Here is a 25,819-nt window from a genome sequence, read left to right as displayed (position 1 = left end):
TTTATCGGGGTGGAGTTCGCCGATGAGTGCCGCAAGAGTCTGAAGGCGAAAGTGACGGTGGTGGAGATGCTGCCGCACTGTCTGATGCTGGCGTACGACGAGGAGTTCTGCACCCGGGCGGAGGCGTTGCTGCACGAGCGCGGGATCGCGACGGTGACGAGCGTGAAGGTCAAGCGGGTGGTGGGCAAGGATCGGGTTGAGGGGGTTGAGCTGGTGGACGGGCGGGTGCTGCCGGCTCAGGCGGTGATCGTGGGGGCGGGGGCGACGGCGGACGTGCGGTTGGCGAGGGACGCTGGGCTTCGGCTGGGCGCGACGGGCGGGGTCGCGGTGGACCGGACGATGCGGACGACCGACCCGCGGATTTACGCGTGCGGCGATTGCGCGGAGAAGAGTTCGTTTTTCGGCGGCGGCCCGTCGCCGCTGAAGCTGGCGTCGATCGCGACGGCGGAGGCGCGGATCGCGGGGGCGAATCTGTTTGGCACGCGGCGGGAGAATATCGGGACGGTGGGCGTCTGGTCGACGGCGATCGGAGAGACGGCATTCGCGACGGCGGGGTTGACGGAGGCCCTGGCGGCGCGGCACGGGTACCGGTACGTGGTGGGGACGGCGGAGGCGCCGAACCGCCATCCCGGCGGGATGCCGGGCATGCAGGCGATGAAGGTGAAACTGGTGTTCGAGAAGCGGACGGGGGTTATTCTGGGCGGCCAGGTGATGGGGGACAAGGCGGCGGGCGAGGTGATCAATACGATCAGCGCGTGCGTTCAGCGTCGGATGACGGCTGAGGACATCGCCATGTTCCAGACGGGGACGCACCCGGCGTTGACGGCGTCGCCGATCGCGTACCAGTTTGTGAACGCAGCGGAGGCGGCGATCGCCGCCATGGCGTGACGGGCTTGGTCCCGGAGAGGAGATTCCATGCCGAGAATACTGATTATCGACGACGATTCGGATTGCCGGACGATCTGCCGGGCTCCGCTGGAGCAGGCGGGATTTGAGGTGGGCGAGGCGGCGGACGCCGACGAGGGGGTGGAGCGGCTTCGGTCGGAGGGGGCGGACCTGGTGATTCTGGACGTTTTGATGCCCAGCGAGTACGAGGGTTTCGAGGCGGCGCGGCGGATTCGGGAGGAGCTCGAGATGCGCGACCTGCCGATCCTGATGCTCAGTGCGGTGCACGACGTCAAGCAGCCGCCGTATCGTTTCGTTCCCGACCAGCAGCATCTGCCGGTGGATGCGTTTCTGGACAAGCCGGTTTCGTGCGAGGTGCTGGTGGAGAAGGTCCGGGACATGCTGGGATTGCGTCGGGAGACGCCGGATTCGCCGCTATGACCGCGTCACCGCCCGCGTTTGACGGAGCGGGGGAAGTCGCAGCGGCGATTGGATAGAATACTATAAGGAGAGAACGCCAGATGGCGGTTCAGGTTGACGGCGAGCGATGCAGCGGATGCGGCATTTGCGTGGAGGCATGCCCGCGTGAGGCGATCCGCATCGAGGGTGGTTTGGCGACGGTGGACGCCGAGCGGTGCACCGGCTGCGCGGTGTGCGTGGATGAGTGTCCGAACGAGGCGATTTGCGTGCCGTAGCGCGTTGAATGGAAGGCAGGGATGAAGATAGCGATTGCGAGCGGAAAAGGCGGGACGGGCAAGACGACGGTGGCGACGAACCTGGCGAAGACGGTGTCGTCTCGCGGCCGATCGGCGGCGTATATCGACTGCGATGTGGAGGAGCCGAACGGGCACGTTTTTTTGAAGCCGTCGATCGAGGAGACGCGGTTGGTGCATCGGCAGATTCCCGAGGTGGAGGCGGATCGGTGCACTTCGTGCGGGCAGTGCGCGAAGATCTGCCAGTACAGCGCGATTGTGTGTTTGGGCGGCAAGCCGCTGGTGTTTCCGGAGCTGTGCCACGGCTGCGCCGGATGCTGGCTGGTGTGCAAGGCGGGCGCGATCAGTCCGGGGAATCGGGAGATCGGTCAGTTGGCGATCGGGAGATCGGACGGGGTGGCGTTCGTGCACGGCGTACTGAACGTGGGGGAGGCGATGAGTCCGCCGTTGATTCGGCAGGTGAAGCAGGCGGGTCCGTCGGCGGAGGTGGTGATTTTCGACGCGCCGCCGGGGACGTCGTGTCCGGTGATCGAGACGATTCGGGACGCGGATTTCGCGGTGCTGGTGACGGAGCCGACGCCGTTCGGTCTGTGGGATTTGAAGCTGGCGGTGGAGATGGTTCGGGCGTTGGAGCGGCCGTTCGGGGTGGTGATCAACCGGTCGGACAGCGGGGACGCGCAGACGAGCGTGTACTGTGCGGCGGAGGGGATTGAGGTCCTGGCTGAGATTCCGGACGACCGGCGGATCGCGGAGGCGTATTCGCGCGGGGAGATGGTGTGCGACGCGTTGCCGGAGTACCGGCGGCTGTACGAGGGCTTGCTGGATCGGCTGGAGGAAAGGACGGTCGGTCGTGGCTGAGAAGGACTGGCAGGCGGACATCGAGCGGTTGCGTGAGCGTGAGCGGAAGGCGCGTGCCGTTCTGGGTGTTTCGGAGGAGGCCGACGCGGCGGCGATCCGTCAGGCGTATCGGCGGGCGAGTCTGGCGCACCATCCGGACGCGAATCCTCAGGATAAGGGGGCGGCGGAGCGGTTTCGGCTGATTCATTGCGCGTATCGTTTTTTGAGTCGCGGCGAGGCGTGCGACGAGTTGGGTCGCGTGGGCGTTTCGTCGGAGGGCACGACGGACGAGAAGCATCAGCGGGACAGCGCGTGGGGTTACTGGTGCTGGTGTCGCGAGGAGTTTTTCGATGGTTTTCTGTAGCCGCTGAGGTGTTGGTCCAGGCGGGCGCAGGATGTTTGACAACGCATTGTGCGAAGGATAGCGAGCCGATGGAATCGAAGGTGAAGGAACTGGTGGTGATCAGCGGCAAGGGCGGGACGGGTAAGACGTCGGTGGTGGCGTCGTTCGCGGCGTTGGCTGAGGGAGCGGTTCTGGCGGACTGCGACGTGGACGCAGCGGACCTGCACTTGGTGCTGTCGCCGACGGTCCGGCGTTGCGAGCCGTTTTCGGGCGGGAAGCGTGCGCGGGTGATCGCGGAGGAGTGCGCCGGGTGCGGAAAGTGTCTGGATCTGTGCCGGTTTGGAGCGGTGGAGTTTGACGGTCCGGCCAACGACGTGATCGGTCGGACGTATCGGATCGACCCGGTGGCGTGCGAGGGCTGCGGGGTCTGTGCGTGGTTTTGTCCGACGAAGGCGATCGATTTCGGTCCGGCGGTCAACGGCGAGTGGTACGTATCGGAGACGCGTTTCGGGCCGATGGTCCACGCGAAGCTGGGGGTGGCGGAGGAGAATTCGGGCAAGCTGGTGAGCACGGTTCGCAAGCAGGCTCGGGAGGTGGCGGAGGAGCGGAAGCGGGATTTGATCATCATCGACGGGTCGCCGGGGATCGGATGTCCGGTGATCGCGTCGATCGGCGGGGTGGATATGGTGCTGGTGGTGACGGAGCCGACGCTGAGCGGTTTGCACGACATGAATCGGGTGGCGGATTTGACGCGGCACTTCGGCGTTGCGGCGTTGGTGTGCGTGAACAAGTGGGATTTGAACCCGGAGGTGGCCGAGGAGATTGAGCGGGCGGCGCGGGAGCGGGGGATTGAGTCAGCGGGCTGGGTTCGGTACGATCGGGCGGTCACGCAGGCCCAGATCGCCGGGCAGGCGGTGGTGGAGTACCAGGAGGACGGCTGCGCCGCCGATATCCGGGCGGTGTGGAGTGCGGTGAAGGATGCGCTGGTCGGCGAGAAGGCGTGATGCCAGAGATGAAGGCTCGGTCTTGCTCAACGTTGTTCGATTTTGGCGTGTTGGCGCGCGAATACGATCGGTGGTACGATACGCCGGCTGGTCGAGCGTACGACCGGGTGCAGAAGTGGGATGTGCGGCATCTGCTGCAGCGGGCGCGGCCCGGTCAGCGGCTGTTGGAGGTCGGCTGCGGAACCGGGCATTGGTGTTCGTTTTTTGCGTCGATGGGTTACGAGGTGGTTGGCGTGGACGTGTCGGCGGAGATGATCGCGGTGGCGCGAGGATCGGCTGGCGGGTGTCGGTTTGAGGTTGGTGACGCGTGCGCGCTGCCGTTTGAGGACGGGGCGTTCGACGTGTCGGCGGCGATGGCCACACTGGAGTTCGTGGGCGATCCGGCGTTGGCGGTGCGGGAGATGGCCCGATGCGTGCGACCGGGCGGGAGTTTGGTGGTTGGGGTATTGAATCGGCTATCGCCGTTGAATCGGCGTCGGCTGGCGAAGGGGAAGTCGCCGTACGTTTTCGGTCGTCTGTTTGCTCCGGCGGAGTTGCGACGGCTGTTGTCGCCGTATGGAGGGGTTCGGATGGTTGCGTCGGCCAGTTGCGGGCGGGACCGGCGGTCGCGGAACGGGCTTGAAGGGCCACTAATTGTCGCGGAGGTCCGACGATGAAGGTGCAGGCTGAGATGAGTCTGTATCCCCTTCGCACCGATGCGGTGGGCGGGGTGATTCGCCGTTTCGTGGACGAGCTGAAGGGGGACGATTTGACGGTGCGTGAGGGCGCGATGAGCACGACGCTGGCGGGTGGGGTGGATGAGGTACTGGCGGCGGTCGGCAACGCGTTCAAGGGCGTTGCCCATGACCACGAGGTTGTTCTGGTTTTGAAGGCTTCAAACGCGTGCCCGTCGATCGGGCCGTCGGAAGGAAACAGCGATGTCGAGCAGTCAGCATAGAGTGACATTTCAGCCGCAGGGTCGGAGCGTGTCGGTTTTGCCGGAGACGACTTTGTTGGAGGCGGCGGCCGGGGCGGGATTGATCGTTGACACGCCGTGCGGCGGGGTTGGGACGTGCGGGAAGTGCCGCGTGCAGGTGGTACGCGGGGCGGAGGCGCCGACGCAGGCGGATCGGCGGGTTTTTTCCGCCAAGGAGCTGGACGGCGGTTGGCGGCTGGCGTGTCAGAATCGGGTGCGAGGGGACATGGTGATCGAGGTTCCGTCGGCGTCGCTGTTCGGCGGCGACCATCAGATTCTGGGGAGTTCGACGGTGGGCGGGCCGCGGGAGCTTCTTCCTCCGATTCGCAAGGTGTACGTGGAGCTGACGCCGCCGACGTTGGAGGACGACGTGCCGGACCTGCTTCGGCTCGAGGGTGCGACGGGTCCGTTCAAGGTTGGGCTGGCGATGCTGCGGTTGGCGCCGCGGCGGCTTCGCGATCAGGGTTTCAAGGGTACGGCGGTGCTCTCGGACGGTCAGTTGGTCGATTTCGAGGCGGGCGATACGACGGGGCAGTGTTTCGGCGTCGCGTTCGACATCGGGACGACGACGATGGTGGCGTCGCTGCTGGATCTGGGATCGGGCGCGGAGGTGGCGACGGTGTCGCGGATGAATCCGCAGGTGAGTTTCGGGGATGACGTGCTGTCGCGGATCAAGCATTCGGCTTCGTGCCATCACTGCCTGGACGAGTTGCGGCGGGCGGTGATCGAGGAGGCGGGCCGGATGATCGAGGCGTTGAGCCAGGAGTCGGGGGTGGATCCGCAGCACATTTACGAGGCGGCGTTTGCCGGCAACACGACGATGCAGCACCTGCTGTGCGGGGTGGACCCGTCGCAGTTGGGCGAGGTGCCGTTCGCACCGGCGTACGCCCGCGGTCTGCTGCTATCGGCGCGCGATCTGGAGGTGCCGATCAATCCGCACGGTTCGGTGTACGTGTTTCCGGTGATCGGGGGGTTCGTGGGCGGCGATACGGTGGCGGGCATGCTGGCGACTCAGATCGACGCGCAGGAAGGGCCGGTGCTGATGGTGGACATCGGCACGAACGGCGAGATCGTATTGATGCACGACGGGCAGTTGCTGGCGGCATCGACGGCGGCGGGTCCGGCGTTTGAGGGGGCGCGGATCAGTTGCGGGATGCGCGGGACTCGCGGTGCGATCGAGAAGGTGGTGCTGGACGGCGACGTTCAGTTGGGCGTGATCGGGAACGCGGCGCCGACGGGCGTCTGCGGAAGCGGGCTGATCGATCTGGCGGCGGAGTTGCTGCGTCAGGGGATCGTCTCGCCGGAGGGGCGTCTGCGGCCGGCGGATGAGCTGCCGGCGGGTCTGTCGGCCTCGCTGGCCGGTCGGGTGCAGCAGGACGGTGACGGGCGGACGGAGTTTGTGCTGGCCGAACCGGAGATCGGGACGAGCCACCGGGCGATCACGTTGACGCAGCGGGACGTTCGCGAGCTGCAGTTGGGCTGCGGGGCGATTCGGGCGGGGATTTCGATTTTGTTGCGTCAGGCGGGATTAAAGGCGTCGGACCTTAAATCGGTGCTGATCGCGGGCGGGTTCGGGAGTTTCATCCGGCGAAACCAGGCGCAGCGGATCGGGCTGATTCCGCAGGAGATCGACCATCGGCGGATTCACTACGTGGGGAACGTTTCGCTGGCGGGAGCGCGTTGGGTGCTGCTGTCGGTGAGCGCCCGGCGTCACGCGGAGGAGCTGGCGCGGCGGACGCGTCACGTGGAGTTGTCGGTGGACATGGACTTTCAGATGGAATTCGCGGAAGCGATGGTTTTTCCGGAAGGGGAGCATGCGGGAGAGACGGAGCAGTGATGAGCACGTTGGAAGCCGGCGAGAGGACGTGGCAGGAAGAGCGGCTTGAGCGGGTCCGGCGATGGGAGGATCGGCGGTCGTACGAGGACTTCATCGACGAGGCCGCGATTGAGGAGTTGCTGGTTCGTCATCGGTCAAGCGAGCCGAAGACGGTGGAGGACATTCTGGCGAAGGCCCGGCAGAACGCGACGAGCGGGGCCTTGCTGAGCCCCGAGGACGTGGCCGTGCTGGCGAACGTGCAGGATCCGCAGCTCTGGCAGGCGGTTTTCGAGACGGCGGACTGGATCAAGCGGACGGTGTACGGCAATCGTATCGTTCTGTTTGCCCCGTTGTACGTATCGAGCCCGTGCGTCAACAACTGCGCGTATTGCGGGTTCCGCAGCGGCAACAGGGACGTTCAGAGGCGCACGCTGGACATGGCGGAGCTGCGGGCGGAGTTGACGGCGCTGGTGCGGGCGGGTCACAAGCGGCTGATCATGGTCTACGGCGAGCATCCGGCGAGCGACTGCGAGTACATGTGCCGCACGGTGGAGGCGGCGTATCAGGTCAAGAGCGGACCGGGAGAGATTCGCCGGGCGAACGTGAACGCGGCGCCGTTGTTCGTGGAGGAGTACAAGGCGGTTCGTTCGGTGGGGATCGGGACGTACCAGGTGTTCCAGGAGACGTACCATCGCCCGACGTACCGGAAGCTGCATCCGGCCGGGACGCTGAAGGGGGAGTTTGACTGGCGTGTTTTCTCGCTGCACCGCGCGCAGGAGGCGGGCATCGACGACGTGGCGTTGGGGGTTTTGTTCGGTTTGTACGACTGGCGGTTCGAGCTGCTGGGATTGTTGTATCACGCGATGGCGTTGGAGCAGGCGTTCGGGGTGGGCCCGCACACCATTTCGTATCCTCGGCTGGAGCCGGCGCTCAACACGCCGATCGCCACCGGGTCGCCCCACCGGGTCAGCGACGATGATTTTCGCAAGATCGTGGCGGTCATCCGGCTGATGTGCCCGTACACGGGATCGATTCTGACGGCGCAGGAGCGGCCGGAGCTGCGGCGGGAGGTGATTCGCCAGGGCGGGGTTTCGCAGATGGACGCCGGTTCGCGGATCGCGGTGGGCGGCTACGCGGAGATGGATCGCGAGCACGTTCCGGACCGGCAGCAGTTCATGCTGGCGGACACCCGCAGCCTGGACGATTTCATTCTTGATTTGTGCCGGGAAGGGTATCTGCCGTCGTTCTGCACGGCTGGGTATCGCGAGGGCCGGACGGGGGCGAACTTCATGCCGTTGGCGAAGCACGCGACGGTGAAGAATTTCTGCGTCGCCAACGGGATTCTGACGTTTGAGGAGTATCTGGCGGACTACGCCACGGAGCCGGTTCGGCGGATCGGGCGGGAGACGATCATTCCGCGGTACCTGGAATGGCTGGAGGCGAACGCGTCCGCGCTGGCTCCGAAGGTTCGGGCGCATCTGGAGCGGATGGAGCGTGAATCGCGGAGGGATCTGCATTTTTGAAATGATTTCGGAGACGACGAAACGGGCGTTGGAGGTTGAATGCCGGAGGCTGTGCGAGGCGTGGGGTCTTCGTCGGGCGTATTTTGCGCAGGTTCTGGGGCCTCGCCGCCACTTTCTGGCGGGCTATGGTCCGATGGAGGCCGACCGGCCCGAGCCGTTGCGACTCTCGGAGAGTCTGGTTCTGCTGTGGCACGGCGAGTTGACGGTGGAAGCGCGTGAGGCGTTGCGGTACGATCTGGAGGCGACGGTGCGTCGCGTGGAGCGGGAGTTGGCGGACAGGGAAGCCGCCGGGCCCGCGGGCGACGGGTGTATTGATGAAAAAGGAAACACGTGATATGGCTCCTGATCCATTGACTCCGTACGCAACCGGCCGATGGTGACGCCGATCGTGAACGCGGTGAACTACGAGTACCTTTCGTTCGAGGTGCTTCGGCAGATCACCGACGGGGAGATCGACGGGTATACGTATCATCGGGACGACAATCCGACGGTTCGCGAGGTGGAGCGGAAGATCGCCGCGCTGGAGGGGGCGGAGGACTGCGTGGTGTGCACGAGCGGGATGGCGGCGTGCACGATGGTGTATTTGACGTACCTGAAGGCGGGCGACCATCTGTTGATTTTTCACGACACGTACGGGGCGAACTACAAGGTGTCGCTGATTTTGGAGCGGATGGGGGTGGAGATCACGTGGGTGGACGCCGATGACGCGGTGCGGATCGGCGAGCATCTTCGGTCGAACACGCGGATGATTTTTCTGGAGACGCCGACGAATCCGCTGTGCAAGGTGATCGACGTGGCGGCGGTTCGGAAGGCGGCGTCGGCGGTGGGCGCGATGGTGGTGGTGGACAACACGTTCGCGACGCCGTACCATCAGAATCCGCTGGCGTTGGGGGCGGATCTGGTGGTGCACAGCGCGACGAAGGCGCTGGGCGGCCACAACGATCTGATGGCGGGTGCGATCGCGGGGTCGAAGGAGGACTACAACCGGCTGTGGTTTACGCGGCAGGCGATCGGGACGACGCTGGACGCGTACTCGGCGTTTCTGCTGGATCGCGGGCTCAAGACGTTCGAGCTGCGGGCGGAGGCGATGGCGCGGGCGGCGCAGGCGGTGGCGGAGTTTCTGGCGGGTCAGCCGAAGATTTCGGGGCTGTCGTATCCCGGGCTGGAGGGTCACGCGAACCACGCGGTGGCGGCGCGCCAGATGCGTCGGGGGTTCGGCGGGATGCTGGCGTTCGACGTGGGCGAGGACGAGGAGGACGCCAAGCGGTTCGTGGCGGCGTTGCAGAACATTTATCACGCGGTGAGTCTGGGGGCGACGGAGTCGCTGATCTGCATTCCGTATCTGACGACGATGCTGTATCTGCCGCCGGAGCGGCGGACGACGTTCGGGGTTCGGAAGAACACGGTTCGGCTGTCGATCGGGATCGATCCGCCGGAACGGCTGGTCAAGGACATTCGTCAGGCATTGGCGTGTGTGGCGCAGGGAGTGAAGGCGGGTGGCTGAGCGTCGCGTTACGGTTCTGGTGGAGAACACGGCGGGCGGCCGCGGCCTGCTGGGTGAGCATGGTCTGTCGTTCTGGATCGAGTTGGGGTCGAAGCGGGTTTTGTTCGACACGGGTCAGGGGCATGTTCTGGAGGGCAATGCGCGAAAGCTGGGCGTTCGGCTGAAGACGGCCGATGCGATCGTTCTGAGTCATGGGCATTACGACCATACGGGCGGTTTGGTTGGCGTGCTGAAGGCGGCGGGTCGCGTGCGGGTGTTTGCCCATCCGGTGGCGTTCGCGGGCAAGTACGGGCGGAATCCGGACGGCAGCGGCCGCGACATCGGCATGCCGTCGCGGGAGGATCCGGACCTGCGTGAACGTGCGGAACTGGTTTGGACGGAAGGACCGACGGAAGTGTTGGAGGGTCTTCGTCTGACCGGACCGGTGCCGAGAGTGACGGATTTCGAGGATACCGGCGGGGCGTTTTTCACTGATTCGGCGTGTACGGATCCCGATTTGCTGGTGGACGATCAGTCGGCGTTTATTGAGACGGCGTCGGGCACGGTGGTGGTTCTCGGCTGCGCACATGCCGGGGTGATCAACACGCTGCGCTATATCCGGGAGTTGACGGGCGATCGGCCGATCGACACGGTGATGGGCGGGATGCACCTGCTGTCGGCGGGCGCGAGGCGGATGGCCCGGACGGTTGAGGAGCTTGGGCGGCTTGGCGTTCGGCGGTTGATGCCGTGTCACTGCACGGGTTTTGAGGCGGCGGCGTGGTTGTGGCGGGAGTTTCCGGGCGGGTGCTCGGCGTGTCCGGTGGGCACGGTGTTGGCGTTGGAGGATTGACGCGTTGGCGACGTACGCGCAGGAGCTTCGGGCGTTGGTGGGCGTGCGGCGGCTGCTGCTGCCGGGGGTTCGCGCGGTCATCGTCAACGATCGGAACGAGGTGCTTTTGCAGAGGCGGACGGACGGGGATTGCTGGGGGTTGCCGGGCGGCTGCGTTGAGTTGGATGAGACCGCGTTGGAGGCCCTTGATCGCGAGGTGCTGGAGGAGACGGGCCTGAGGGTTCGGCGGGCGGAGCCGATGGCTTTGTACTCGGGCCGAAGGCAGCGGTTTTCATATCCCAACGGCGATCAGGTGCAGGCGTTTGCGGTGGCCTTTGTCGTTCGCGAGTGGACGGGGCGGCCGGTCGCGGACGGGATTGAAGGGTCGCAGGTGCGGTTCTGGCCGGTGGACGGCTTACCGGAGAATCTGGCGGCAATCCACGTTGGGACCCTGGCCGATTTTCGGCGATATCGAGGACAGTTTTTGCTTTCGGATGGAAGCGATACGGAATGAAAGGAGTTGCCGATGGCGTCATTGCCAAGCGAGGTGCGTGAGGCGTGGGAGGATCGCGAGGGTCCGGTGGTGTTGGCCACGGTGGATGAAGGCGGCGTGCCCAACGCTATTTACGCCACGTGCGTCGGCGTGTTCGGGGAGGACCGGTTGGTGGTGGCGGACAACTATTTCGACAAGACCCGGAGGAACATCCTTCGCGGCGGCAAGGGGTCATTGCTGTTCATCACGAAGGACGGCAAGGCGTATCAGGTGAAAGGGACGCTGGAATATCATCGCCGCGGCGAGGTGTTCGACGCGATGAAGCAGTGGAATCCGGCGAAGCATCCCGGTCACGCAGCGGCGGCGCTCAAGGTGGAAGAGGCGTACTCCGGCGCGCGGAAGATCGTCTGAGCGATGGGTGAACGAGCGCCATGGGCAGGCGGCGAGGCCTGCTCGCGGCGTGGATTTCCTGTAGTCGCGAAGCCGAAGGCTTTTCCGCTTACCCGCTTAGGATCTTCGCCGGCGGCGCATGAGCGGGAGGACGCCGCAGGCGAGGACGGCGAGAGTGGCGGGTTCGGGAGTGGTGACAAGCTTGTCCTTGCTGATGAGGAAGGTATCGCCATAGTGTCCGAGGACGAAGTCCCACTGGAAGGCCCAAGTGGCGTCGCCGGTGAGCGGTCCGCCGCCGTTATCCAGGATTGAGGGGAGGTCGTCTTCGAGCTTGTCGAGGGTGGCGGGCCAGGCGTTGACTTCATGGCGGCTCGGATCCGGGGCGACGACGGTTTCGGTGAAGACGGCGAAGGGATCCTGTTGCTGGACCGCGCTGGCGTTGATCACTTCGACGGTGTCGTCGCCGGCGGCGCCGCTGAGGTTGAGGTTGGTGTACTGGAAGAAGCGCAGATCCAGGGGCTGCTGGGACCGGCTTGTGATCTTGATCGTCTCAGCCATATCCGAGACGCGGCTGCCGACCTCGCCGCCGGTCAGCAGGTAGGAGACCTCGACCGTGTAGAGGCCGTGGTCGTACCTGAGGAACAGCATGTCGTTGTGGCCGTTGAGATCGCGGTCGGAGACGACCGCGGCGACGGGTCCGCCAAAGGCATCGAGGGCGTACTCTCGCTGCTGGCCCGTCCGCATCCAGAACCACTGCTGTTGCAGATGGTCGACGCCGTTGACGGTCCAGTTGAACATGCCCCGGCCGCCGGTTGTGTCGATGGACGCTGTGGAGTTCAAGTCCGCCAGTTCGATCACCTCCGGCAGTTCGATCACCGCGGCGTGGGCGCAGAGGGTAAGCAGGAAAAGGGCGGGCAAAAACCGAACCAAGACATTTCTCATCTCTCTCTCCTCGCTCTCCTTCCTCGTGTCTCCCTTAGATGGTCTTCGAGCCCTTGCGGCATCGTCGGCCACCGTTGTTAGTGTACAAAAAGCACTCGTTTTAATCAAGACCTAACGATTGTGCGGTAGGCTGCGACTTGGCGGCACAGGATCGGCGGTTTTATCGGACGCGCGGCTGGCGGCTGGGCGGGATGGATGTGGATGGTGGCGGGAGTTCAGGCCAGTGCCATCCTATGGCGTTCCCGGCATCGGGTGTTATTCTCTCTGTTGCCGCCACGCGGACGGGCTCAGGCCGGTGAGTTTTCGGAAGACCGTGGCAAACTGCTGGCTCGACTGGAAGCCGCACCGTAAGGCGATCTCCGTGATCTCCAGGGTCGGCGTCTTGAGCCAATGCTGGGCCGCATCCACGCGCAGCCGTCGGACCATGGCCATCGGCGACAGTCCGGTCGCCGTGCGCACCAGATACGTCAACTGCGTCTTACCGTATCCCGTGACCGCCACCAGGTCGTCCAAGGTCCACCGCCGGTCGATCTGTTCCATCACGCGCCGGCGCACCTGCTCGAGATTCAAGACGTCCCGCCTGACGACCTGCGAGGCGGCTGCGCCTCTGGCCACCGCGTACAGCAATTCGTCGACCAGGCGATTGATCCGCCAGGCCGTCGAGGTGTCGCCCGACCGGAAGGCCGCGTTCAGCTCGTGAAAGATCTGGCGAATCCATCCATCCGCGGCGATGTACGGATTGGCTGCGTTGCACAGCGTTCGCCCGATGTCCTTCTGGACCTCGCCCGGCAGATGTGACCAGGTCCCGAGTTTCAGTTCTCCGTCGCGCCGGAAGCGCCGGGGCCCGATGATGAGCCAGTATAATTCCCCCGCGTCCAGCAGGCCGTGCGTTCCGCCATGCTTTTGCCACGGAAGCGTAAACGTGCAGTCGTTCGACCGCATCTGATACGACCGGCCTTCGATCGTCCAATCGAACCGTCCTTTGGCTAACAGGCAAATCTCGATCCCGGCATCCAGGTGCTGCCTGAGCCACATAGCCCCCCGCAGCCGGCAGTATCCGAACATTTTCACGTGCGGGCAGTGCCGAAGCTTCGGTTCATTCAATGCGAAATATAAATTTTCGTCACGGGCCATGTTTCAATTATTTCACCGAACATTTTGGAACGCAAGAATCATTTTGTGCGGATACACTGGTTACCATGGTTTATTTATGGAGATACCGATGTTTTCATCACACGACCGAGACATAGTACGGGGCCTGGCGGGCCGTATTCGCGAAATTTCCGAGTTGCCGATCATGCAGGAGCGCCGCCGGCGATGGAAGGATTTGAACGACCTTCGCAGCGACCGGCCGTTGATTTTCGTCGGTCCCGAAGGATCTTGGAAGGAAATCGACCGGACCATCGAACTGGCCTGTGACGATCCCGACGCGCGGATGCAGGAACTCGAGATGCGCCAGACGATCTATCGGTACGAGTGTCTCGGCGATGATAGCGTGATTTCGCCCTATTATACCTGCGGCAGGTATTACAGCGCATCGGGCGTCGGGGTGGAATTTAAGAATGCGTCGACCGGGGTTGAGGGCGGGGCCTTTAAGCACATTCCGCCGATCACCAATCTCGCCGAAGGCCTTAAACGCCTCCGTCATCAGACGATTACCGCCGACCGTGCCGCTCTCGCCCGAGAAATCGACCATTTGAACGATCTTTTCGGGGATATCCTCCCGCTTCGCCCGGCGCCGGGATACGGGCTCTGGACCACCGGGCTGACCATGACCGCGATTGCCCTGATCGGCCTGGAGGAATTGATGCTGGCGATGGTGGACGAGCCGGATCATTTAAAGGCCCTGATGCAGTTCCTCTCCGACAACACGAAAAGTCTTCTGCTTCAGTTTCAATCCGAGGGACTGCTCGGTCGAAACGCCGGTGCCAACGGGATCGGTTCCGGCAATCTGGGGTTCGTCAGCGAGTTACCCTCACCCGATGAGCCGTCCGATTCTCCCGTACTGCTGAAGCATCTCTGGGGGTTGAGCGAATCGCAGGAGACGGTCGGGGTCTCGCCGGAGATGTTCGCCGAATTCATCTGGCCGTACCAGAAACCTCTGATGGAGCTCTTCGGCCTGACCTACTACGGCTGCTGCGAGCCGGTCGAACGACGCTTTGAGTGGATACGCCAGGTCGGAAATCTCCGCTGCATCTCCGTCTCGCCGTGGTCCGATCTGGAGACCTGCGCCGAGCTCTACGGCCGAAATTACGTCCTGTGCCGAAAGCCAAACCCCAGCTACGTCGCCTCCCAGTTCGAGGAGGACGCGATCCGGCAGGACATCCGCCGTACGCTCGAAATCGCCGGCGACCTGAACCTCGCGTTTGTTCTGAAGGACACCCACACGGTCAATAATCAGCCGCAACGGTTCAAACGATGGTCTGACATCGTTCGCCAGGAAATCGCGTCCTATTGCAGATCATGACCGTTGTTGCGGGTCCGCCCGCCCGAAGCGGCGTGCATCACCGTTAAGCTCGGTTCTTTTTGAGGGCATCCCAGATCGCCTCGGCGATGGCCTTCATCCCGCGGTCGCAGGGATGCGCCGCCACACCTTCGTGCTCGAACAGACCGATTGCCTTGTACTCGTCAGCGTCGAGATGGCTGATGTCCAGATACTCGCAGCCGAACTCGGCGGCGGCCTCCTTCATCTGGCGATTTGCGCTGGGATGGTTGAAGAAGCTGCCGACACAGAGCGCCGCCTCCGGGTTTGGGCCTATGTATTCCATCAGCCGCAGGAAGTGTCGGCCGAAGCCGCGGGTGTCCGCTTCTTTCGCGTCCACGTTTTCGCCGATCCGGAAGATCGTCAGATCGGCGGGACACGCGCGGGCGTCCGCGAGCCGCTCCAGGTCGTACTCCCAGAATTTGCGTTCAAAGTCGGCGATGGTTCGCGCCGCAAACGAGAGATCAGGCTTTGCCTCCCGGAGTTTTCGCATCAGCACGTGCACGTAGTCGTTTTCCTCGGCGCTGGCCGCCATTCCCCAATCGCCGTGCCAGCCGAGCTCCGGGGCCGGTGCGTGCCTGGTGATGCTGTTGCCGAAGAACAAGACATTACTGTATTGGATCATGGACGATACCCTTTAACTAACAGCTTGATCTATCCATCACCGTTTTGCCGGCACCAGTTTAACGCCTTCGACGAACGGGGCAATCTTGAAATTCATGTCGGTCAGAGACTCGTAGGTTTGTTACGGGCGTTCAAGACGGTGATGGGATCATCCCCCTCAGCAGTACCGCAGGTACACCCACGCCGCGATGGGCTGGGATGTTCCACCAGGCGGGAGGCAAAGAAGACGCGGTTCGTAGCCCCGTTCACAACGTCGTGAACGGGCCTGGGTGAGATCGACGGTAGAGCTGTTTATCGCCGGCTTCTATTCCGTCAGGAGGTACAGGAGGGTGTAGGGTTTGGCCTTTTCCAGGGTGAAGATGCCGTAGTCGCCGTCTTTCTTCGCGACGAGCGCGACCTGGCGGCCGCGGCTTTCCAGGAGACGGCCTTTGGAGACGCCGCGCACGGCGATGCGGATATTACACCAGAGTACGGATTACCTTGCAGGGATTACCGACAGCTAGACTATTGGGAGAAATGTCTTTCGTAACGACACTGCCTGCACCGATGACACTATTTGCGCCGATAGTTACGCCCGGTAATATAATCGCTCCAGCGCAAATCCAGACGTTGTCACCGATATTTACTGGGTGAGCATACTCCAGTCCTGCCAACCGTTGTTCTACGTCCATTGCATGTTCTTCCGTTATAATGCAGACATTCGGAGCAATGAACACATTGTCTCCAATTGTGATTTTCCCACTGTCCATGAGCTTACAGTTGACATTAAGAAAGAAGTTATTGCCCACCGTCGTATTATACCCATACGTGCAAAAAAGCGGTTGCTCCACAACGCAGTTATCTCCAGTCTTGCCTAACAACTCGCGTATAGCAATTTGCCGTGCACCACGGTCTAGTGGGTGTAATCTGTTGTAATCATATAACTTTTTAATGGTAATATCACGGTCTGATACAAGTTCAGGGTCACCAGGCTGATACAACATCCCTGCATGTGATTTTTCTTTTTCCGTCACAGTTATCTCTCCTCATACAATTCAGACTAATCCGCATCGACATTATAACATAAAACAGTCTTGCTTTTCAGTATCTATTCAAGATCACAGGGGTATGTAGGACTATTAATAGTATGAGAAATTCCGGGACACCATAATCAGCCCCCCTTCGCTGTCGGTCGTGTCTGGGAAATTCAGCCGGCTTCTACTCCGTCAGGAGGTACAGGAGGGTGTAGGGTTCGGCCTTTTCCAGGGTGAAGATGCCGTAGTCCGCGTTTTTCTCCGCGGCGAGCGCGACCTCGCCGCCGCGACTGTCCAGGAGGCGGCCTTTGGAGGCACCCCGCACGGCGATGCGGATATCGTGCACGTCGTCGAGCGTCATGTTGAGGAAGGAGACGGCGGCCTTTGTTCGGTCGGGACTCACGCGGACGAAGAGGGCGGCCTTGGCGGGAGTCAGGAGTTTGGCGGGCTGGCGGCCCTGCGTCAGGTAGTCGCAGATGGCTGAGAGCTGGTGGAAACGGTTCACGTCGTTGGGCATCAGATAGGCGCAGTAGCCCAGGACGCAGACGCGGCCGCCCAGTTCGTTTTCAACCAAGGAAGTGCCTATGCCATGCCGACGTCCCTCGCAATCCTCAATGACGCTGACGGTGCGGGTGTGCTCGCTGATGGCCTCCAGGATGCAGGCTTTGCCGCCGAACCAGGCGGGCTTTGCGTCGCGATACTGCACCCGGCGGAGGGTCCGGTTCACGGGGTCGTCCAGGTTGTGCCGTTCGAGAAGTCCCAGGTCGCCGGCGCCGATACAGCGGACGCCGATGTACTTGTCGAAACCGCGGCGTTCGAGCGCGGCGACGCCTTCGCCGTCCACGATGACGGGGCCCTTGAGGAACTCCAGGAGCTCGGCGTCCGTAAACCCCTCGGACAGGTTGCCGGAGAGGATGACGCCGGTGCGGTTTGCCCGGTCCATGGTGAAGGGTATGCCCATTTTGGCCAGGGCGTAGGATCGCGTGACGTTGTGTTCCGCGCCGCAGGTGTGGTGTTGGAAGAAACTCTCGCCGCCGTGCAGCGTACGGCGCTGGTCGTATCGGCTGGACACGGCGGGATAGAAGCCGGCGGCGCCGAAGCCTTCGGTATAGTCCATGAGCGTTTGCCAGTTGGGCTTTGCCGCGCGCATGGCGTCGTAGAGAGGCCCCTGGCCCTCGAGGCCCAGCTGCATGTGACAGTTGTTGAGCAGCACGCCGTTGATTCCCTGGGCAAAGGCCATCCCCAGTTCGGCCAGGACGATGCGGTCTGATTTCTGCCAGGTGTGGTAGGGGAAGTTTTCCAGCTCGTATTGAGCGTCATCGACCATGTTCGGGTATTCGCCGGCTTGACGCGCGGTGGAGAGGGCTTTGGTCAGCACATCGTCGGGGATCGTGTCGAAATAGTAGCCCTCACCCGGTCGGCCCATGGTGGCCCCCAGGGCGCGGAACCAGGCGTCGTAGTCCATGCCGTTGTAGGTGCTCCAGCCCTGGTGCTGGGTCATGAAGCCCAGCCGGAGGGCGGGGTTTACCTGTCGCACGGCGCGGCCGATCCGGCCAAGAAGTTCGGTGATTCGGTCGGAGACGTCCTGTACCCATCGGGAGCGAAGGAGCGTGTTGTCCGGGGTCTCCATGGCGGCCACCAGCGTTTCCCGCGTGTAGGCTGAGCCGTGTTTGCGGTTGAAGCGGGCCAGGCAGTTGGGGCAGAAGCAGCCGAACGGGACACCATTCCAGAAGAGTTTGATATCGTCATCCACCCAGATGAAATCCGGGTTCACGCGGGCGTAGCAGCGATATTTTTCTTCGGTGAACTCGAGGAAATCGTCGTAGGTGGGGCAGGAGCAGTTGGCTGAGGTGTCGCCCCGATAGCCGACGATTTTGTGGAAGGGGCCCACATTAGGGGCGGTGGTCTCGTCGATGTGGCCGAGGGTGATCAGCACGTTGATCCCCACGCTCGCAAAGCCGGCCTCGCGCAGCCGGTCCATGCGAGTCTTCAGAAGGGAGCACTCGTGGCGTATCGTCTCGAGCGACTCGTAGTTGCGGTAGTCGATGGTGCCCGACATTAGCGTAATCTCGTCGACGGTGTCCCGGTATTTGCCGAGAAAGTCGCAGATGCCCTGAAAGCACTCGTCGTCCTGCCAGGCTTCCTTCATGACCCGCTGTGCGATTTTCATGGGATAATCCCTCTGTTTCTGTATCCGCCGCCATCACGGACACGCAGGCTTCGCCCGCTGCGTCCTACGATACGGTCCATGGGCGCTTCAAAACCGGCCGCTGTTGCCGGAACATACCGTTGTTTGCGTCCTTTGCAAGCTGATTCTTCGGTTGGTGGTTTTTCCGGTGATGGCGATGATTTGTTCCTTACATCATCCGCGGTGAATGGCTCGGCCTGCTCGAAGGAAAACCACGTCCCGGTGCGCTGGAATCTGGTACAATGGGCTTTGTATCGGCGGAGGAGTGCCGCTGCGCCAGGGCACGGCGTGGTTGGCGACGACCTCCCTCGGCTTGGCAGCGAAGCAGGAGAAGCTTTGTGATGCTCACGCACGTCTGTCGAATAGTGCTTGGACATCAGTTCAAGCCTTTCGTTTTGCGGAAGGCGCCCGACTACCTGCCCGATCTCGACGTGCCGGGGCTCGGGGTCTACGTTCACGTTCCGTTCTGCAAGTCGCTCTGTCCTTTCTGTCCATACTACAAGACGCAGTATGATGAGTCGGTGCACGCGGGGTACTGTGATGCGCTTCTGCGCGAAATGCAGATCGTCGCGGAACGAGCCTTCCCGCAACGTCGAGCCATCACCAGCGTGTACTTTGGCGGTGGAAGCCCCGCTTTGCTCGCGGGCGACCTGGCGAGGATCAGGAAGAGCATGGACGGGCACTTCAAGCTGGCAGGTCACGCGGGAATCGAACTCCATCCGAGGGACGTCGTCTCCGATACGCCGACGATGCTGAGCGATGCGGGGTTCGACATGGTCAGCATCGGCGTGCAGTCCTTTTCGCCCCGACTGCTCGGAGCCTTGGGAAGAAGCGACGAGAGCCCTTCCGCCGCTTTGTCCGCCTTCGCCGGCGGGCGGTTCCAGGCGGTGGACGTGGACCTGATCTTCGGGATTCCGGGACAGAGGGAACAAGACCTGCGCAGCGACTTTCTGACCGCCGCCGAAGGAGGGGCCACCCAGATTTCGACGTATCCGTTCATCGATTTTTCGTTTGCCTCCAACCGGCACAAGCCTCTGGGTTGGCGGCGGAAGAAGGGGCTTCTGGCTTGCCTCCTGAAGACGGCGGACGAGGCGGGATTCGTGCGCAGCTCGGTGTGGACGTTCGGGAAGCGAGGCAGCCCGCAGTACTCGTCCATCACCAGGGACAACTTCCTTGGGTTTGGTCCGAGTGCCGTTTCGTTGGGGAAGGACGCTCTTAAGGTCAACGTTTTCTCGGTAGACGCCTATGTCGAGACGGTACGGAAGGGGTTTGTGCCGACGGCGCTGAGGATGGATATGCGGGCAAGGGCTCGCGGGCTCTACTGGCTGTTCTGGAGCTGCTACAATGGCGCGGTGTCGGAGCGCGTCTACGGCGAGTTGTTTGGCAGGTCGCTTGGCGGGGACTTTGGCGGAGCGTTGTTCGTGGGGACCACCTTGGGCTGGGTCCGAAGGACGGACGACGGCTGGTCGCTGACGGAGCGGGGCAGCTATCTGTTCCATCTGGTGGAACAGGCTTATACGCATCAGTACATCGACAAGACCTGGCGGTGTTCGATGGAGACCCCGTGGCCGGAGAGGATTCGCCTGTACTAATCGGTTGCCATGCGTCGCTCGGAAAGCTACCTCCCTGCCAATTCGTCATTCGGGACGGACAACCTGCAGGCGAAGAAGGAGGGCAACATCGCCGAAATGGAAAAGGGCTGTCGGACGCATGCCCGACAGCCCTTGGATTCGTCAGAAAATCTGACAGAAGAACACGGAAACCACGTTATAGCTGGACTACTTCGTGGCGTCCTCGGCGGCTTTGCCCGCGTCTTTGAGTGCCTTATCCACCGCCTTGCCGGCTTTTTCCCCTTCCCCCTCGCTCTTGCAGGAGGGCAGCCCGACGACCAGAACGGCCAGGAGAACAACCGCCAACAGACCTCTCAGGATCCTCATCGCAAACTCCTTTCAGAACGACATCAAATAGAACAGACGCAAACGCCGGACATCAGACGACTGGCGATGCCAAGGCCGCCATGTGCCCGAAGATGACCCACGGTGAATGGGGTCACACCACCATGAGTGTAGCACCGGGCAGCCAAAAGGCAATGGTCTTTTGCTCCTCGGCTGCCTCTCTTTCCGTTGGGATTCGATGATCGAACAATCCACTATCCCGCCGGCAGTCGACGTGCCTCCAAGGTTCGGCACACCCGCTTGGCCAGGGTTGCCATCAGATGATCGATGAGGGCTTTCGGATCCTCCGTCTGCTTCTGATCAAACGCTCGTGTCGAGTATAGTAGATTGCCCAATTCTCCGTCGAAAAGATCGACACCGACGTTGACGCAGTAGAAGAGCTTTTTCGATTCGTTCTTATCTCTCGGAAGCACTACCGATGTGCCCAGCCCAACAGGACCGACACCCACCCCCACGTGGGGTATGAACCCGAGGCCTGACTTGCGGACGGCTTTGATCTGATGGGACACTTCCAGATCAACGATCATCAAAGCGGCCAGTTCCTGATCGGCAGTGGTGGCGACGATGGCTGCGATGTCAGCCGCTTCTGACGGAGCGAGGGCCATCGGGTTGTCACTGGCAAGGCCAACGTCACGTTCGCCCAGCTCTCTTTTCAACGCGCTGGTCGCCAACTGAATGTGATAGTCATTCGTCGCCCCCCGGGCCTTGACGATTGCCAAACCAACGCTGTCCTTGCCGTTCGCCAGCGTTGTGCCGGTCTCCTGGCTCGCCATGGAACAGCCCAACAGCGACATCGAGAGTGTTAGTGGAAGGATTCTGAGGGCCTTCGTCAGGCGTTGACCAGGCGAAAGCCCGCCGACACCGTGCGAGCGGCAACAAGCATCTGCGATCTGGAGGATGGTTCTTTTCATCTCTGTTTCCCCTTACCAGAACTCCGATTGAACAACACGTTACAAGGCCGCTCCGGGCCTTCTTACCGACTTGCCACCGGCAGTTTCTGCCGTATGCTCCACCGTGATCCGCAGCAATCTACTTGGCCACCCGAGACCTCTACCCTTAGAGTTTATACGGGCAATAATAGTTCACAATAGTACACTATAAACACTGGCGAAATATGTCAAGCTCTGAGCGCTTCCCGCTGATGATGGTTCCCGATCAGGTTTCCTTGTTGAGGGGTGTGGCCGACCAGATTCCTACTCACCTCGGGCTGCTTTCGAACCGGCGACCGACTCGAAAGTGACGCCGGAATGACGCCAGAGGGGCATTTTGGGGCAAATCACCCACTGGATCTGGCGGCGGGAGTTTCCGTAAGTGCAGACGCAAAGGTGGGTTAGGATAAAAGCGGGCGATCGGATTCGAACCGACGACGTCCAGCTTGGGAAGACGGAACAAGAGGAGCGTAAACCCAGTGACGACAATGCGTTACATTTTGACATATAAGGACTTATGTCACTGTGTTCGAACTGGCGCCGGACTGTTTTCAGACTGTTTTCGGACTGGTCTGTGCACAACTTGTTGCACAACTCTTGGCCACCTTCTGCCCGCCGTCTGGATTTGCGGCCGCGCCCACGCGACGAAGCCGGTGGGTTGCATGGCTGAAGGTCACACGGATGTGAGGCCGATTTCCACAGACGCTGATGTTTGATATCAAGGAGGGTATTCGATGAGCGGCACATTGGACAAGCGGATCGGGGCCATCGAACGGAAGTTAGAGCTGAGTAAGGTCCAGATCAAGGTGGTCCGGGTGGTAAAGTTCGACCACGACTTTGGGCACCCCGAGCCAGAGCCGCCCGAGCCGGTCGAGCGGTGGCTGACCTACCGGGCCCAGTTGGACAACCCGGTGATCAACGGGATGCGGTTTATCGTCGTCAGCGCCAGCGATGAGCTCAAGGCCCGGGCGACGGCGGCGCAAATTGGTGGACAATGATGGAGGGCCGGCCATGGCGAGTCTGACCGAACGGCAACTCAAGGCGATCCCCTTCATCGTCGCGGCCCCGACGTACACCGAGGGGCTGCGGCAGGCCCGAGTCAGCCGCAAGACGTTCTACGCATGGATGAAGATCCCTGAGTTCCGGCAAGCGCTGGCCGAACAGCGGCGGCAGGTCGCCGAAGCGGCCCTGGACATTCTCGAGCAGAACATAACGCGAGCGGTCGAGGCCCTGGCGGGGTTACTGGAGACGGAGGATGAGAAGCTCAAACGGGCGGTCTGCAACGACCTGATTGCGCACTTCTTTGAGTATCAGAGGGGCCGGGAACTCGAGAGCCGGCTGGCGGCGATTGAGGAGGCGTTGGCTCGCCGGGACCGGGGGTAAGAACGGATCCTTTTCAAGGAGAGATACGGCATGAACGGTATCGCCGGACGGATCGGGAGGGCCGAGAAGGCCCTGGGTCTGGATGAATCTCGGACGATCATGGTGATCGTGTTCCAGGCGCATGAGCCCTCGCCCGAGGAACGCCGGTTGCCCGAGGACACCCGGGATTGGCTGACGTACCGGGAGCAGATGGCCGGCCCATCGTGCGGGCCCCTGCGGATCGTCATCCTCAAGTCCTGGGAGGAGGTGCAGGCGCGGCAGAGGTTACAGAAGGAAACAGTTCGGAAAGGTGACGGTCGGGGTGGACTGGGTCGGACCCGGACGCCCAGGCGTTGGGGGTCGACTGGGCCAGACTGCAAGTCGCCCTGGCCTCGCTAGAAGAACGGCCAGAAGTCCCCGTCGATCTGGCCGTCGGCCAGGAAGTCGATCGTGCCCAGATCGTCGTTGTACCGCTCCCGCTCCAGGCGGTCCCGGTACTCCTCGGGAAGCTCGAACTCCTCTCCGCACTCCGGACAGACCAGCGGCTCATCGAGCTCCGCCACGTCGACCTCGATCGGCTCATCGCACAGCGGACAGGCCAAGCGGATCACCATGGATTGCCCTCCAGTTTCATTCTAACGGCCTCGGGGTTCCCCCTCAAGCTTGGCGCCTGGCTCCCCATGGTTGCACGAGAGCGCGGGTGTTTCCCTCGCTTGTGCCGAGCGTCCCGCCTCTGTGACAAGAAGTCTCGACCGCCGAGGTGAATGACTGCCGTTGCCGGATCTACCTGAAACTGCGCTACCCCCGAATGTCTCAGGCGGAAGGGACTTGCTGCCGCGTGGCCTACCATTACTATGCAAGCGATGGCAGCCTTGTTTCTGCCCCACGATGGATACCCGGCAAAGGACCAAAATGATGGAGAAGCAGACGTTCACACTTGAACTGGACCTGGTGCTTTACTTTGTGCCACCAATGGTAGAGTACGGGCAAGGTATCACACTGACCCGCACCCTTGATCTGCCCTTCTTGCCGGTTCCGGAGGTGGCCCTCTGTGGCAAGTCCATTGACGAAGCGCCCGGACCGGCGGGTCTGCGGCTCGACGAGTTGACTTGGGACGTGGACCGCCAGCTGTTCCTGGCCCAGACGTGCATCACCAATGAGGTGCCCATGGCCGAAATACCGATGTGGATTCGCTCCTACCTGGATCGCGGCTGGCGAATGGGCAGCCGTGCTGAGGCATATCGGGATGAGGAAGAGGCCGTCGAGGAGGCAGCAGAGCTGGCTGTCGAAAGCGAAGCCGAGGCTGGCGTTTGGGACCTCGATGTGGAGTCAGAGGACGCCGAACGCTGGCCTTCCATGCCTCCCCGCTCTCGGCCCCCGGAGTTCAACCGGCTTTTCAAGGCCGTCATCCGGGCCATGGTCGAGCGGTACAACAACCTGCCGGTTGCCTACGCCATGGCCAAGACCGACCGGTTCTTCACTGAGGAGCAACGCAAGGAACTGCGCACGTCAGTGGCCAGAAAGTGGTGGGATATCTGCTGGCAGTTTGAGAAGCTAGACTGGGCGCGGCAGCGCCGTTGGTTCGACGGTATCATCCGCCGGTATCCGCGGCTGGAGAAGATCGTGGCAAGCCTATGACCGCGATCGCTGATGCCGGAAGATTGGGGCTCTGACGACCCCGAGGTGAACATCACCTGGCGTTTCTGTCCTTGCAGATTCTGGGCTTCCGCAGCCACTTGTGGTATTCCGTGCCAAGGTGTTGCTCTCCGGTGCCCCATGACGTAGAATGGTCTTCTGTCCTGTGGCAAACCGGGTTCACCAACCTCTCGGGAGCGGCCGATGGCTCGGGGCGAGTCGCTGGTACGGCAGTGGAATGTACTGAAGGTCCTGCAGGCTCACCGCTTCGGGATCCCCAGCGACCAGCTGGCGGCCCGGGTCGGCTGCAGCAAGCGGCAGGTCCTGCGCGACCTGGCCGTCCTGCAGGAAACCGGGTTTCCGATCAGTCACGAGACGCGGGACTTCGGCAAGCGGTTCTGGAAGCTGCCGGCGGACTTCGGCCGCGAGCCGCTGATCCTCTCGGTCACCGAGATGCTCAGCCTCTACCTGGGCCAGCAGTTCCTTACGCCCCTGGCTGGCACGCCGTTTGGCCTGGGCCTGGGGACCGCGCTGGAGAAGATCCAGGCCCTGCTGCCCGCCGACGCCCTGGAGCACTTTGCCGAGCTCAAGGAGACACTGCTCGTTAAAATGATCGCCCGGCCCGACTACACCGCCTGCGGCAAGCAGATCGGCATCCTCAACCAGGCGATCGCTGAGGGCAAGATCGTCTCGATCCGCTACCGCCCGGCCGACCGGCCCGAGCCGATCGCCGGCGACTTTTGCCCTTACGGTTTGGTCGTGCTGGGGGTCAGCCTCTACTGCATCGGGTTCCTGGAGGCCGACGGGGATATCCGGACCCTCAAGATCAGCCGCCTGGAGGGCCTGGAGCTGACCGGTCGGAGCTTCGATCGACCGGGGGACTTCTCCCTGGAGGAGCACCTGCGGGGCAGCTTCGGGATCTTTGCCTCCGGGACGTCCCGGCGGATCCGGGTCCGCTGTGGCGGCTGGGCGGCCCGGACCGTCCGCGAGCTGCGCTGGCATCCCAGCCAGCGGATCGTCGAGGACGACGGGAACCAGTTGGTTGCCCAGTTCGAGCTGGCCAACACCGTCGAGTTCAAACGCTGGGTCCTGGGCTTCGGCCGCCACGCGGTCGTCCTGACCCCTGCGGGCCTGGCCCGCGAGGTGGCCGAGGAACTGACGGCCGCATCGAGAGCCTACCGAGACGAAAGCCCTGCCCAACATCGTGCGGCTGGAAAGCCAGCGCAGACGGTGACGATCTCCTCCGGTACCTGAAACCGCCACGCCCGGACATACCAATCCCCTAAGATCGGATGAGTCGGCTGGACTTGGTTGAACGTCGAGTGGAGGAACCGGTCAGCTCCCAGTTCCAGGGGTTTGCCATAAAAACGATGCGAATGTGCTTCACATCAGGGTCGGCATCGTATCTCGCCCTGTGC

At 62.6% G+C, this 25,819-nt stretch carries 30 protein-coding genes; 22 read left to right on the top strand and 8 right to left on the bottom strand.

The window, feature by feature from the left end:
• The 15 genes from GXY33_21635 to GXY33_21565 all read left to right on the top strand — a co-directional run.
• Positions 1-888: FAD-dependent oxidoreductase (locus tag GXY33_21635; protein NLX07750.1), on the top strand; the 888-nt coding region annotated here is incomplete at its 5' end.
• A 27-nt stretch (positions 889-915) separates the two neighbouring features.
• Positions 916-1,326 carry a response regulator gene (locus GXY33_21630; GenBank protein NLX07749.1) on the top strand — a complete coding sequence of 137 codons (411 nt, stop codon included), beginning with the start codon at positions 916-918 and terminating at the stop codon, positions 1,324-1,326.
• A gap of 80 nt (positions 1,327-1,406) precedes the next feature.
• On the top strand, positions 1,407-1,580 hold the full coding sequence (locus GXY33_21625) for a 4Fe-4S binding protein (GenBank protein NLX07748.1): 174 nt from the start codon (positions 1,407-1,409) through the stop codon (positions 1,578-1,580).
• A 21-nt stretch (positions 1,581-1,601) separates the two neighbouring features.
• On the top strand, positions 1,602-2,456 hold the full coding sequence (locus GXY33_21620; protein NLX07747.1) for a P-loop NTPase: 855 nt from the start codon (positions 1,602-1,604) through the stop codon (positions 2,454-2,456).
• 28 nt (positions 2,457-2,484) lie between these two features.
• Positions 2,485-2,799, top strand: a complete 315-nt coding sequence (locus tag GXY33_21615) for a J domain-containing protein (protein NLX07746.1) — start codon at positions 2,485-2,487, stop codon at positions 2,797-2,799.
• 80 nt (positions 2,800-2,879) lie between these two features.
• Complete coding sequence (locus tag GXY33_21610) at positions 2,880-3,782, top strand: 4Fe-4S binding protein (GenBank protein ID NLX07745.1); 903 nt, start codon at positions 2,880-2,882, stop codon at positions 3,780-3,782.
• A 47-nt stretch (positions 3,783-3,829) separates the two neighbouring features.
• Positions 3,830-4,438: a class I SAM-dependent methyltransferase gene (locus tag GXY33_21605; protein ID NLX07744.1), complete on the top strand. Its 609-nt coding sequence runs from the start codon at positions 3,830-3,832 to the stop codon at positions 4,436-4,438.
• Positions 4,435-4,719 (top strand): hypothetical protein, encoded by a 285-nt coding sequence (locus tag GXY33_21600; protein ID NLX07743.1) that lies wholly within the window; start codon positions 4,435-4,437, stop codon positions 4,717-4,719. Before GXY33_21605 ends, GXY33_21600 begins: the two co-directional genes overlap by 4 nt.
• On the top strand, positions 4,700-6,574 hold the full coding sequence (locus GXY33_21595; protein ID NLX07742.1) for a DUF4445 domain-containing protein: 1,875 nt from the start codon (positions 4,700-4,702) through the stop codon (positions 6,572-6,574). The genes GXY33_21600 and GXY33_21595 overlap by 20 nt, the downstream gene beginning before the upstream one ends.
• The gene (gene hydG, locus GXY33_21590; protein ID NLX07741.1) at positions 6,574-8,076 is read left to right on the top strand and encodes a [FeFe] hydrogenase H-cluster radical SAM maturase HydG; all 1,503 of its coding nucleotides are present in this window, start codon (positions 6,574-6,576) and stop codon (positions 8,074-8,076) included. The genes GXY33_21595 and hydG overlap by 1 nt, the downstream gene beginning before the upstream one ends.
• Before the next feature lies 1 nt (position 8,077).
• The gene (locus GXY33_21585) at positions 8,078-8,410 is read left to right on the top strand and encodes a hypothetical protein (protein NLX07740.1); all 333 of its coding nucleotides are present in this window, start codon (positions 8,078-8,080) and stop codon (positions 8,408-8,410) included.
• Positions 8,411-8,449: 39 nt separating this feature from the next.
• Entirely contained in the window at positions 8,450-9,580 is a 1,131-nt protein-coding gene (locus tag GXY33_21580; protein ID NLX07739.1) for an aminotransferase class I/II-fold pyridoxal phosphate-dependent enzyme, read from the top strand.
• Positions 9,573-10,409 carry an MBL fold metallo-hydrolase gene (locus GXY33_21575; protein NLX07738.1) on the top strand — a complete coding sequence of 279 codons (837 nt, stop codon included), beginning with the start codon at positions 9,573-9,575 and terminating at the stop codon, positions 10,407-10,409. The genes GXY33_21580 and GXY33_21575 overlap by 8 nt, the downstream gene beginning before the upstream one ends.
• 4 nt (positions 10,410-10,413) lie before the next feature.
• On the top strand, positions 10,414-10,902 hold the full coding sequence (locus GXY33_21570) for an NUDIX domain-containing protein (protein NLX07737.1): 489 nt from the start codon (positions 10,414-10,416) through the stop codon (positions 10,900-10,902).
• Between the two features lie 12 nt (positions 10,903-10,914).
• On the top strand, positions 10,915-11,292 hold the full coding sequence (locus tag GXY33_21565; GenBank protein ID NLX07736.1) for a pyridoxamine 5'-phosphate oxidase family protein: 378 nt from the start codon (positions 10,915-10,917) through the stop codon (positions 11,290-11,292).
• 96 nt (positions 11,293-11,388) lie between these two features.
• Here GXY33_21565 and GXY33_21560 read toward each other — a convergent pair whose 3' ends face one another.
• Together GXY33_21560 and GXY33_21555 are read right to left on the bottom strand one after the other, a co-directional pair.
• Positions 11,389-12,213 (bottom strand): hypothetical protein, encoded by an 825-nt coding sequence (locus GXY33_21560; GenBank protein NLX07735.1) that lies wholly within the window; start codon positions 12,211-12,213, stop codon positions 11,389-11,391.
• 255 nt (positions 12,214-12,468) lie between these two features.
• Positions 12,469-13,284 carry a helix-turn-helix transcriptional regulator gene (locus GXY33_21555; GenBank protein NLX07734.1) on the bottom strand — a complete coding sequence of 272 codons (816 nt, stop codon included), beginning with the start codon at positions 13,282-13,284 and terminating at the stop codon, positions 12,469-12,471.
• Between the two features lie 151 nt (positions 13,285-13,435).
• Here GXY33_21555 and GXY33_21550 point away from each other — a divergent pair, with 151 nt between their 5' ends.
• Complete coding sequence (locus GXY33_21550) at positions 13,436-14,680, top strand: hypothetical protein (protein ID NLX07733.1); 1,245 nt, start codon at positions 13,436-13,438, stop codon at positions 14,678-14,680.
• 43 nt (positions 14,681-14,723) lie between these two features.
• Here the strand turns inward: GXY33_21550 and GXY33_21545 are convergent, their stop codons facing one another.
• The 3 genes from GXY33_21545 to GXY33_21535 form a co-directional block, all read right to left on the bottom strand.
• Positions 14,724-15,320, bottom strand: coding sequence for an SGNH/GDSL hydrolase family protein (locus tag GXY33_21545; protein NLX07732.1), 597 nt, complete (start codon positions 15,318-15,320; stop codon positions 14,724-14,726).
• Positions 15,321-15,777: 457 nt separating this feature from the next.
• Positions 15,778-16,332 (bottom strand): sugar O-acetyltransferase, encoded by a 555-nt coding sequence (locus GXY33_21540; GenBank protein ID NLX07731.1) that lies wholly within the window; start codon positions 16,330-16,332, stop codon positions 15,778-15,780.
• A gap of 184 nt (positions 16,333-16,516) precedes the next feature.
• Positions 16,517-18,502, bottom strand: a complete 1,986-nt coding sequence (locus GXY33_21535; GenBank protein NLX07730.1) for a hypothetical protein — start codon at positions 18,500-18,502, stop codon at positions 16,517-16,519.
• Positions 18,503-18,858: 356 nt separating this feature from the next.
• Here GXY33_21535 and GXY33_21530 point away from each other — a divergent pair, with 356 nt between their 5' ends.
• Positions 18,859-20,112 (top strand): radical SAM protein, encoded by a 1,254-nt coding sequence (locus tag GXY33_21530; GenBank protein NLX07729.1) that lies wholly within the window; start codon positions 18,859-18,861, stop codon positions 20,110-20,112.
• Between the two features lie 186 nt (positions 20,113-20,298).
• Here GXY33_21530 and GXY33_21525 read toward each other — a convergent pair whose 3' ends face one another.
• Both GXY33_21525 and GXY33_21520 read right to left on the bottom strand, forming a co-directional pair.
• The gene (locus GXY33_21525; protein NLX07728.1) at positions 20,299-20,457 is read right to left on the bottom strand and encodes a hypothetical protein; all 159 of its coding nucleotides are present in this window, start codon (positions 20,455-20,457) and stop codon (positions 20,299-20,301) included.
• Between the two features lie 212 nt (positions 20,458-20,669).
• Positions 20,670-21,386 (bottom strand): hypothetical protein, encoded by a 717-nt coding sequence (locus GXY33_21520; GenBank protein NLX07727.1) that lies wholly within the window; start codon positions 21,384-21,386, stop codon positions 20,670-20,672.
• Between the two features lie 752 nt (positions 21,387-22,138).
• Here GXY33_21520 and GXY33_21515 point away from each other — a divergent pair.
• From GXY33_21515 to GXY33_21505, 3 genes are read left to right on the top strand one after another with little or no spacing between them, the layout of a single operon-like run.
• Positions 22,139-22,402, top strand: a complete 264-nt coding sequence (locus GXY33_21515) for a hypothetical protein (protein ID NLX07726.1) — start codon at positions 22,139-22,141, stop codon at positions 22,400-22,402.
• Positions 22,403-22,415: 13 nt separating this feature from the next.
• Entirely contained in the window at positions 22,416-22,787 is a 372-nt protein-coding gene (locus GXY33_21510; protein NLX07725.1) for a hypothetical protein, read from the top strand.
• Positions 22,788-22,817: 30 nt separating this feature from the next.
• A complete protein-coding gene (locus GXY33_21505) occupies positions 22,818-23,165 on the top strand; it encodes a hypothetical protein (protein ID NLX07724.1) in 348 nt (115 codons plus the stop codon).
• Here GXY33_21505 and GXY33_21500 read toward each other — a convergent pair.
• Positions 23,162-23,380 carry a hypothetical protein gene (locus tag GXY33_21500; protein ID NLX07723.1) on the bottom strand — a complete coding sequence of 73 codons (219 nt, stop codon included), beginning with the start codon at positions 23,378-23,380 and terminating at the stop codon, positions 23,162-23,164. The genes GXY33_21505 and GXY33_21500 overlap by 4 nt on opposite strands.
• A gap of 301 nt (positions 23,381-23,681) precedes the next feature.
• Between GXY33_21500 and GXY33_21495 the strand changes: the two genes are divergently transcribed.
• On the top strand, positions 23,682-24,404 hold the full coding sequence (locus GXY33_21495) for a hypothetical protein (GenBank protein NLX07722.1): 723 nt from the start codon (positions 23,682-23,684) through the stop codon (positions 24,402-24,404).
• 201 nt (positions 24,405-24,605) lie between these two features.
• The gene (locus GXY33_21490) at positions 24,606-25,655 is read left to right on the top strand and encodes a transcriptional regulator (GenBank protein NLX07721.1); all 1,050 of its coding nucleotides are present in this window, start codon (positions 24,606-24,608) and stop codon (positions 25,653-25,655) included.
• Positions 25,656-25,819 lie beyond the last annotated feature (164 nt).

This window comes from Phycisphaerae bacterium (assembly GCA_012729815.1).
GTDB lineage: Bacteria > Planctomycetota > Phycisphaerae > JAAYCJ01 > JAAYCJ01 > JAAYCJ01.
Note: the sequence above shows the minus strand (reverse complement) of the source record. Positions and strands in the feature narration are given on the sequence as shown.

Bases quoted from the DNA above. Each gene is read 5' to 3' on its own strand.
- GXY33_21630 (NLX07749.1), top strand. From the start codon at position 916: ATGCCGAGAATACTGATTATCGACGACGATTCGGATTGCCGGACGATC.
- GXY33_21600 (NLX07743.1), top strand. From the start codon at position 4,435: ATGAAGGTGCAGGCTGAGATGAGTCTGTATCCCCTTCGCACCGATGCG.
- GXY33_21525 (NLX07728.1), bottom strand. From the start codon at position 20,457: ATGAGGATCCTGAGAGGTCTGTTGGCGGTTGTTCTCCTGGCCGTTCTG.
- GXY33_21545 (NLX07732.1), bottom strand. From the start codon at position 15,320: ATGATCCAATACAGTAATGTCTTGTTCTTCGGCAACAGCATCACCAGG.
- GXY33_21560 (NLX07735.1), bottom strand. From the start codon at position 12,213: ATGAGAAATGTCTTGGTTCGGTTTTTGCCCGCCCTTTTCCTGCTTACC.
- GXY33_21520 (NLX07727.1), bottom strand. From the start codon at position 21,386: ATGAAAAGAACCATCCTCCAGATCGCAGATGCTTGTTGCCGCTCGCAC.
- GXY33_21500 (NLX07723.1), bottom strand. From the start codon at position 23,380: ATGGTGATCCGCTTGGCCTGTCCGCTGTGCGATGAGCCGATCGAGGTC.
- GXY33_21490 (NLX07721.1), top strand. From the start codon at position 24,606: ATGGCTCGGGGCGAGTCGCTGGTACGGCAGTGGAATGTACTGAAGGTC.
- GXY33_21625 (NLX07748.1), top strand. From the start codon at position 1,407: ATGGCGGTTCAGGTTGACGGCGAGCGATGCAGCGGATGCGGCATTTGC.
- GXY33_21580 (NLX07739.1), top strand. From the start codon at position 8,450: ATGGTGACGCCGATCGTGAACGCGGTGAACTACGAGTACCTTTCGTTC.
- GXY33_21565 (NLX07736.1), top strand. From the start codon at position 10,915: ATGGCGTCATTGCCAAGCGAGGTGCGTGAGGCGTGGGAGGATCGCGAG.
- GXY33_21515 (NLX07726.1), top strand. From the start codon at position 22,139: ATGAGCGGCACATTGGACAAGCGGATCGGGGCCATCGAACGGAAGTTA.
- GXY33_21535 (NLX07730.1), bottom strand. From the start codon at position 18,502: ATGAAAATCGCACAGCGGGTCATGAAGGAAGCCTGGCAGGACGACGAG.
- GXY33_21510 (NLX07725.1), top strand. From the start codon at position 22,416: ATGGCGAGTCTGACCGAACGGCAACTCAAGGCGATCCCCTTCATCGTC.
- GXY33_21595 (NLX07742.1), top strand. From the start codon at position 4,700: ATGTCGAGCAGTCAGCATAGAGTGACATTTCAGCCGCAGGGTCGGAGC.
- GXY33_21585 (NLX07740.1), top strand. From the start codon at position 8,078: ATGATTTCGGAGACGACGAAACGGGCGTTGGAGGTTGAATGCCGGAGG.
- GXY33_21550 (NLX07733.1), top strand. From the start codon at position 13,436: ATGTTTTCATCACACGACCGAGACATAGTACGGGGCCTGGCGGGCCGT.
- GXY33_21620 (NLX07747.1), top strand. From the start codon at position 1,602: ATGAAGATAGCGATTGCGAGCGGAAAAGGCGGGACGGGCAAGACGACG.
- hydG (NLX07741.1), top strand. From the start codon at position 6,574: ATGAGCACGTTGGAAGCCGGCGAGAGGACGTGGCAGGAAGAGCGGCTT.
- GXY33_21495 (NLX07722.1), top strand. From the start codon at position 23,682: ATGGAGAAGCAGACGTTCACACTTGAACTGGACCTGGTGCTTTACTTT.
- GXY33_21505 (NLX07724.1), top strand. From the start codon at position 22,818: ATGAACGGTATCGCCGGACGGATCGGGAGGGCCGAGAAGGCCCTGGGT.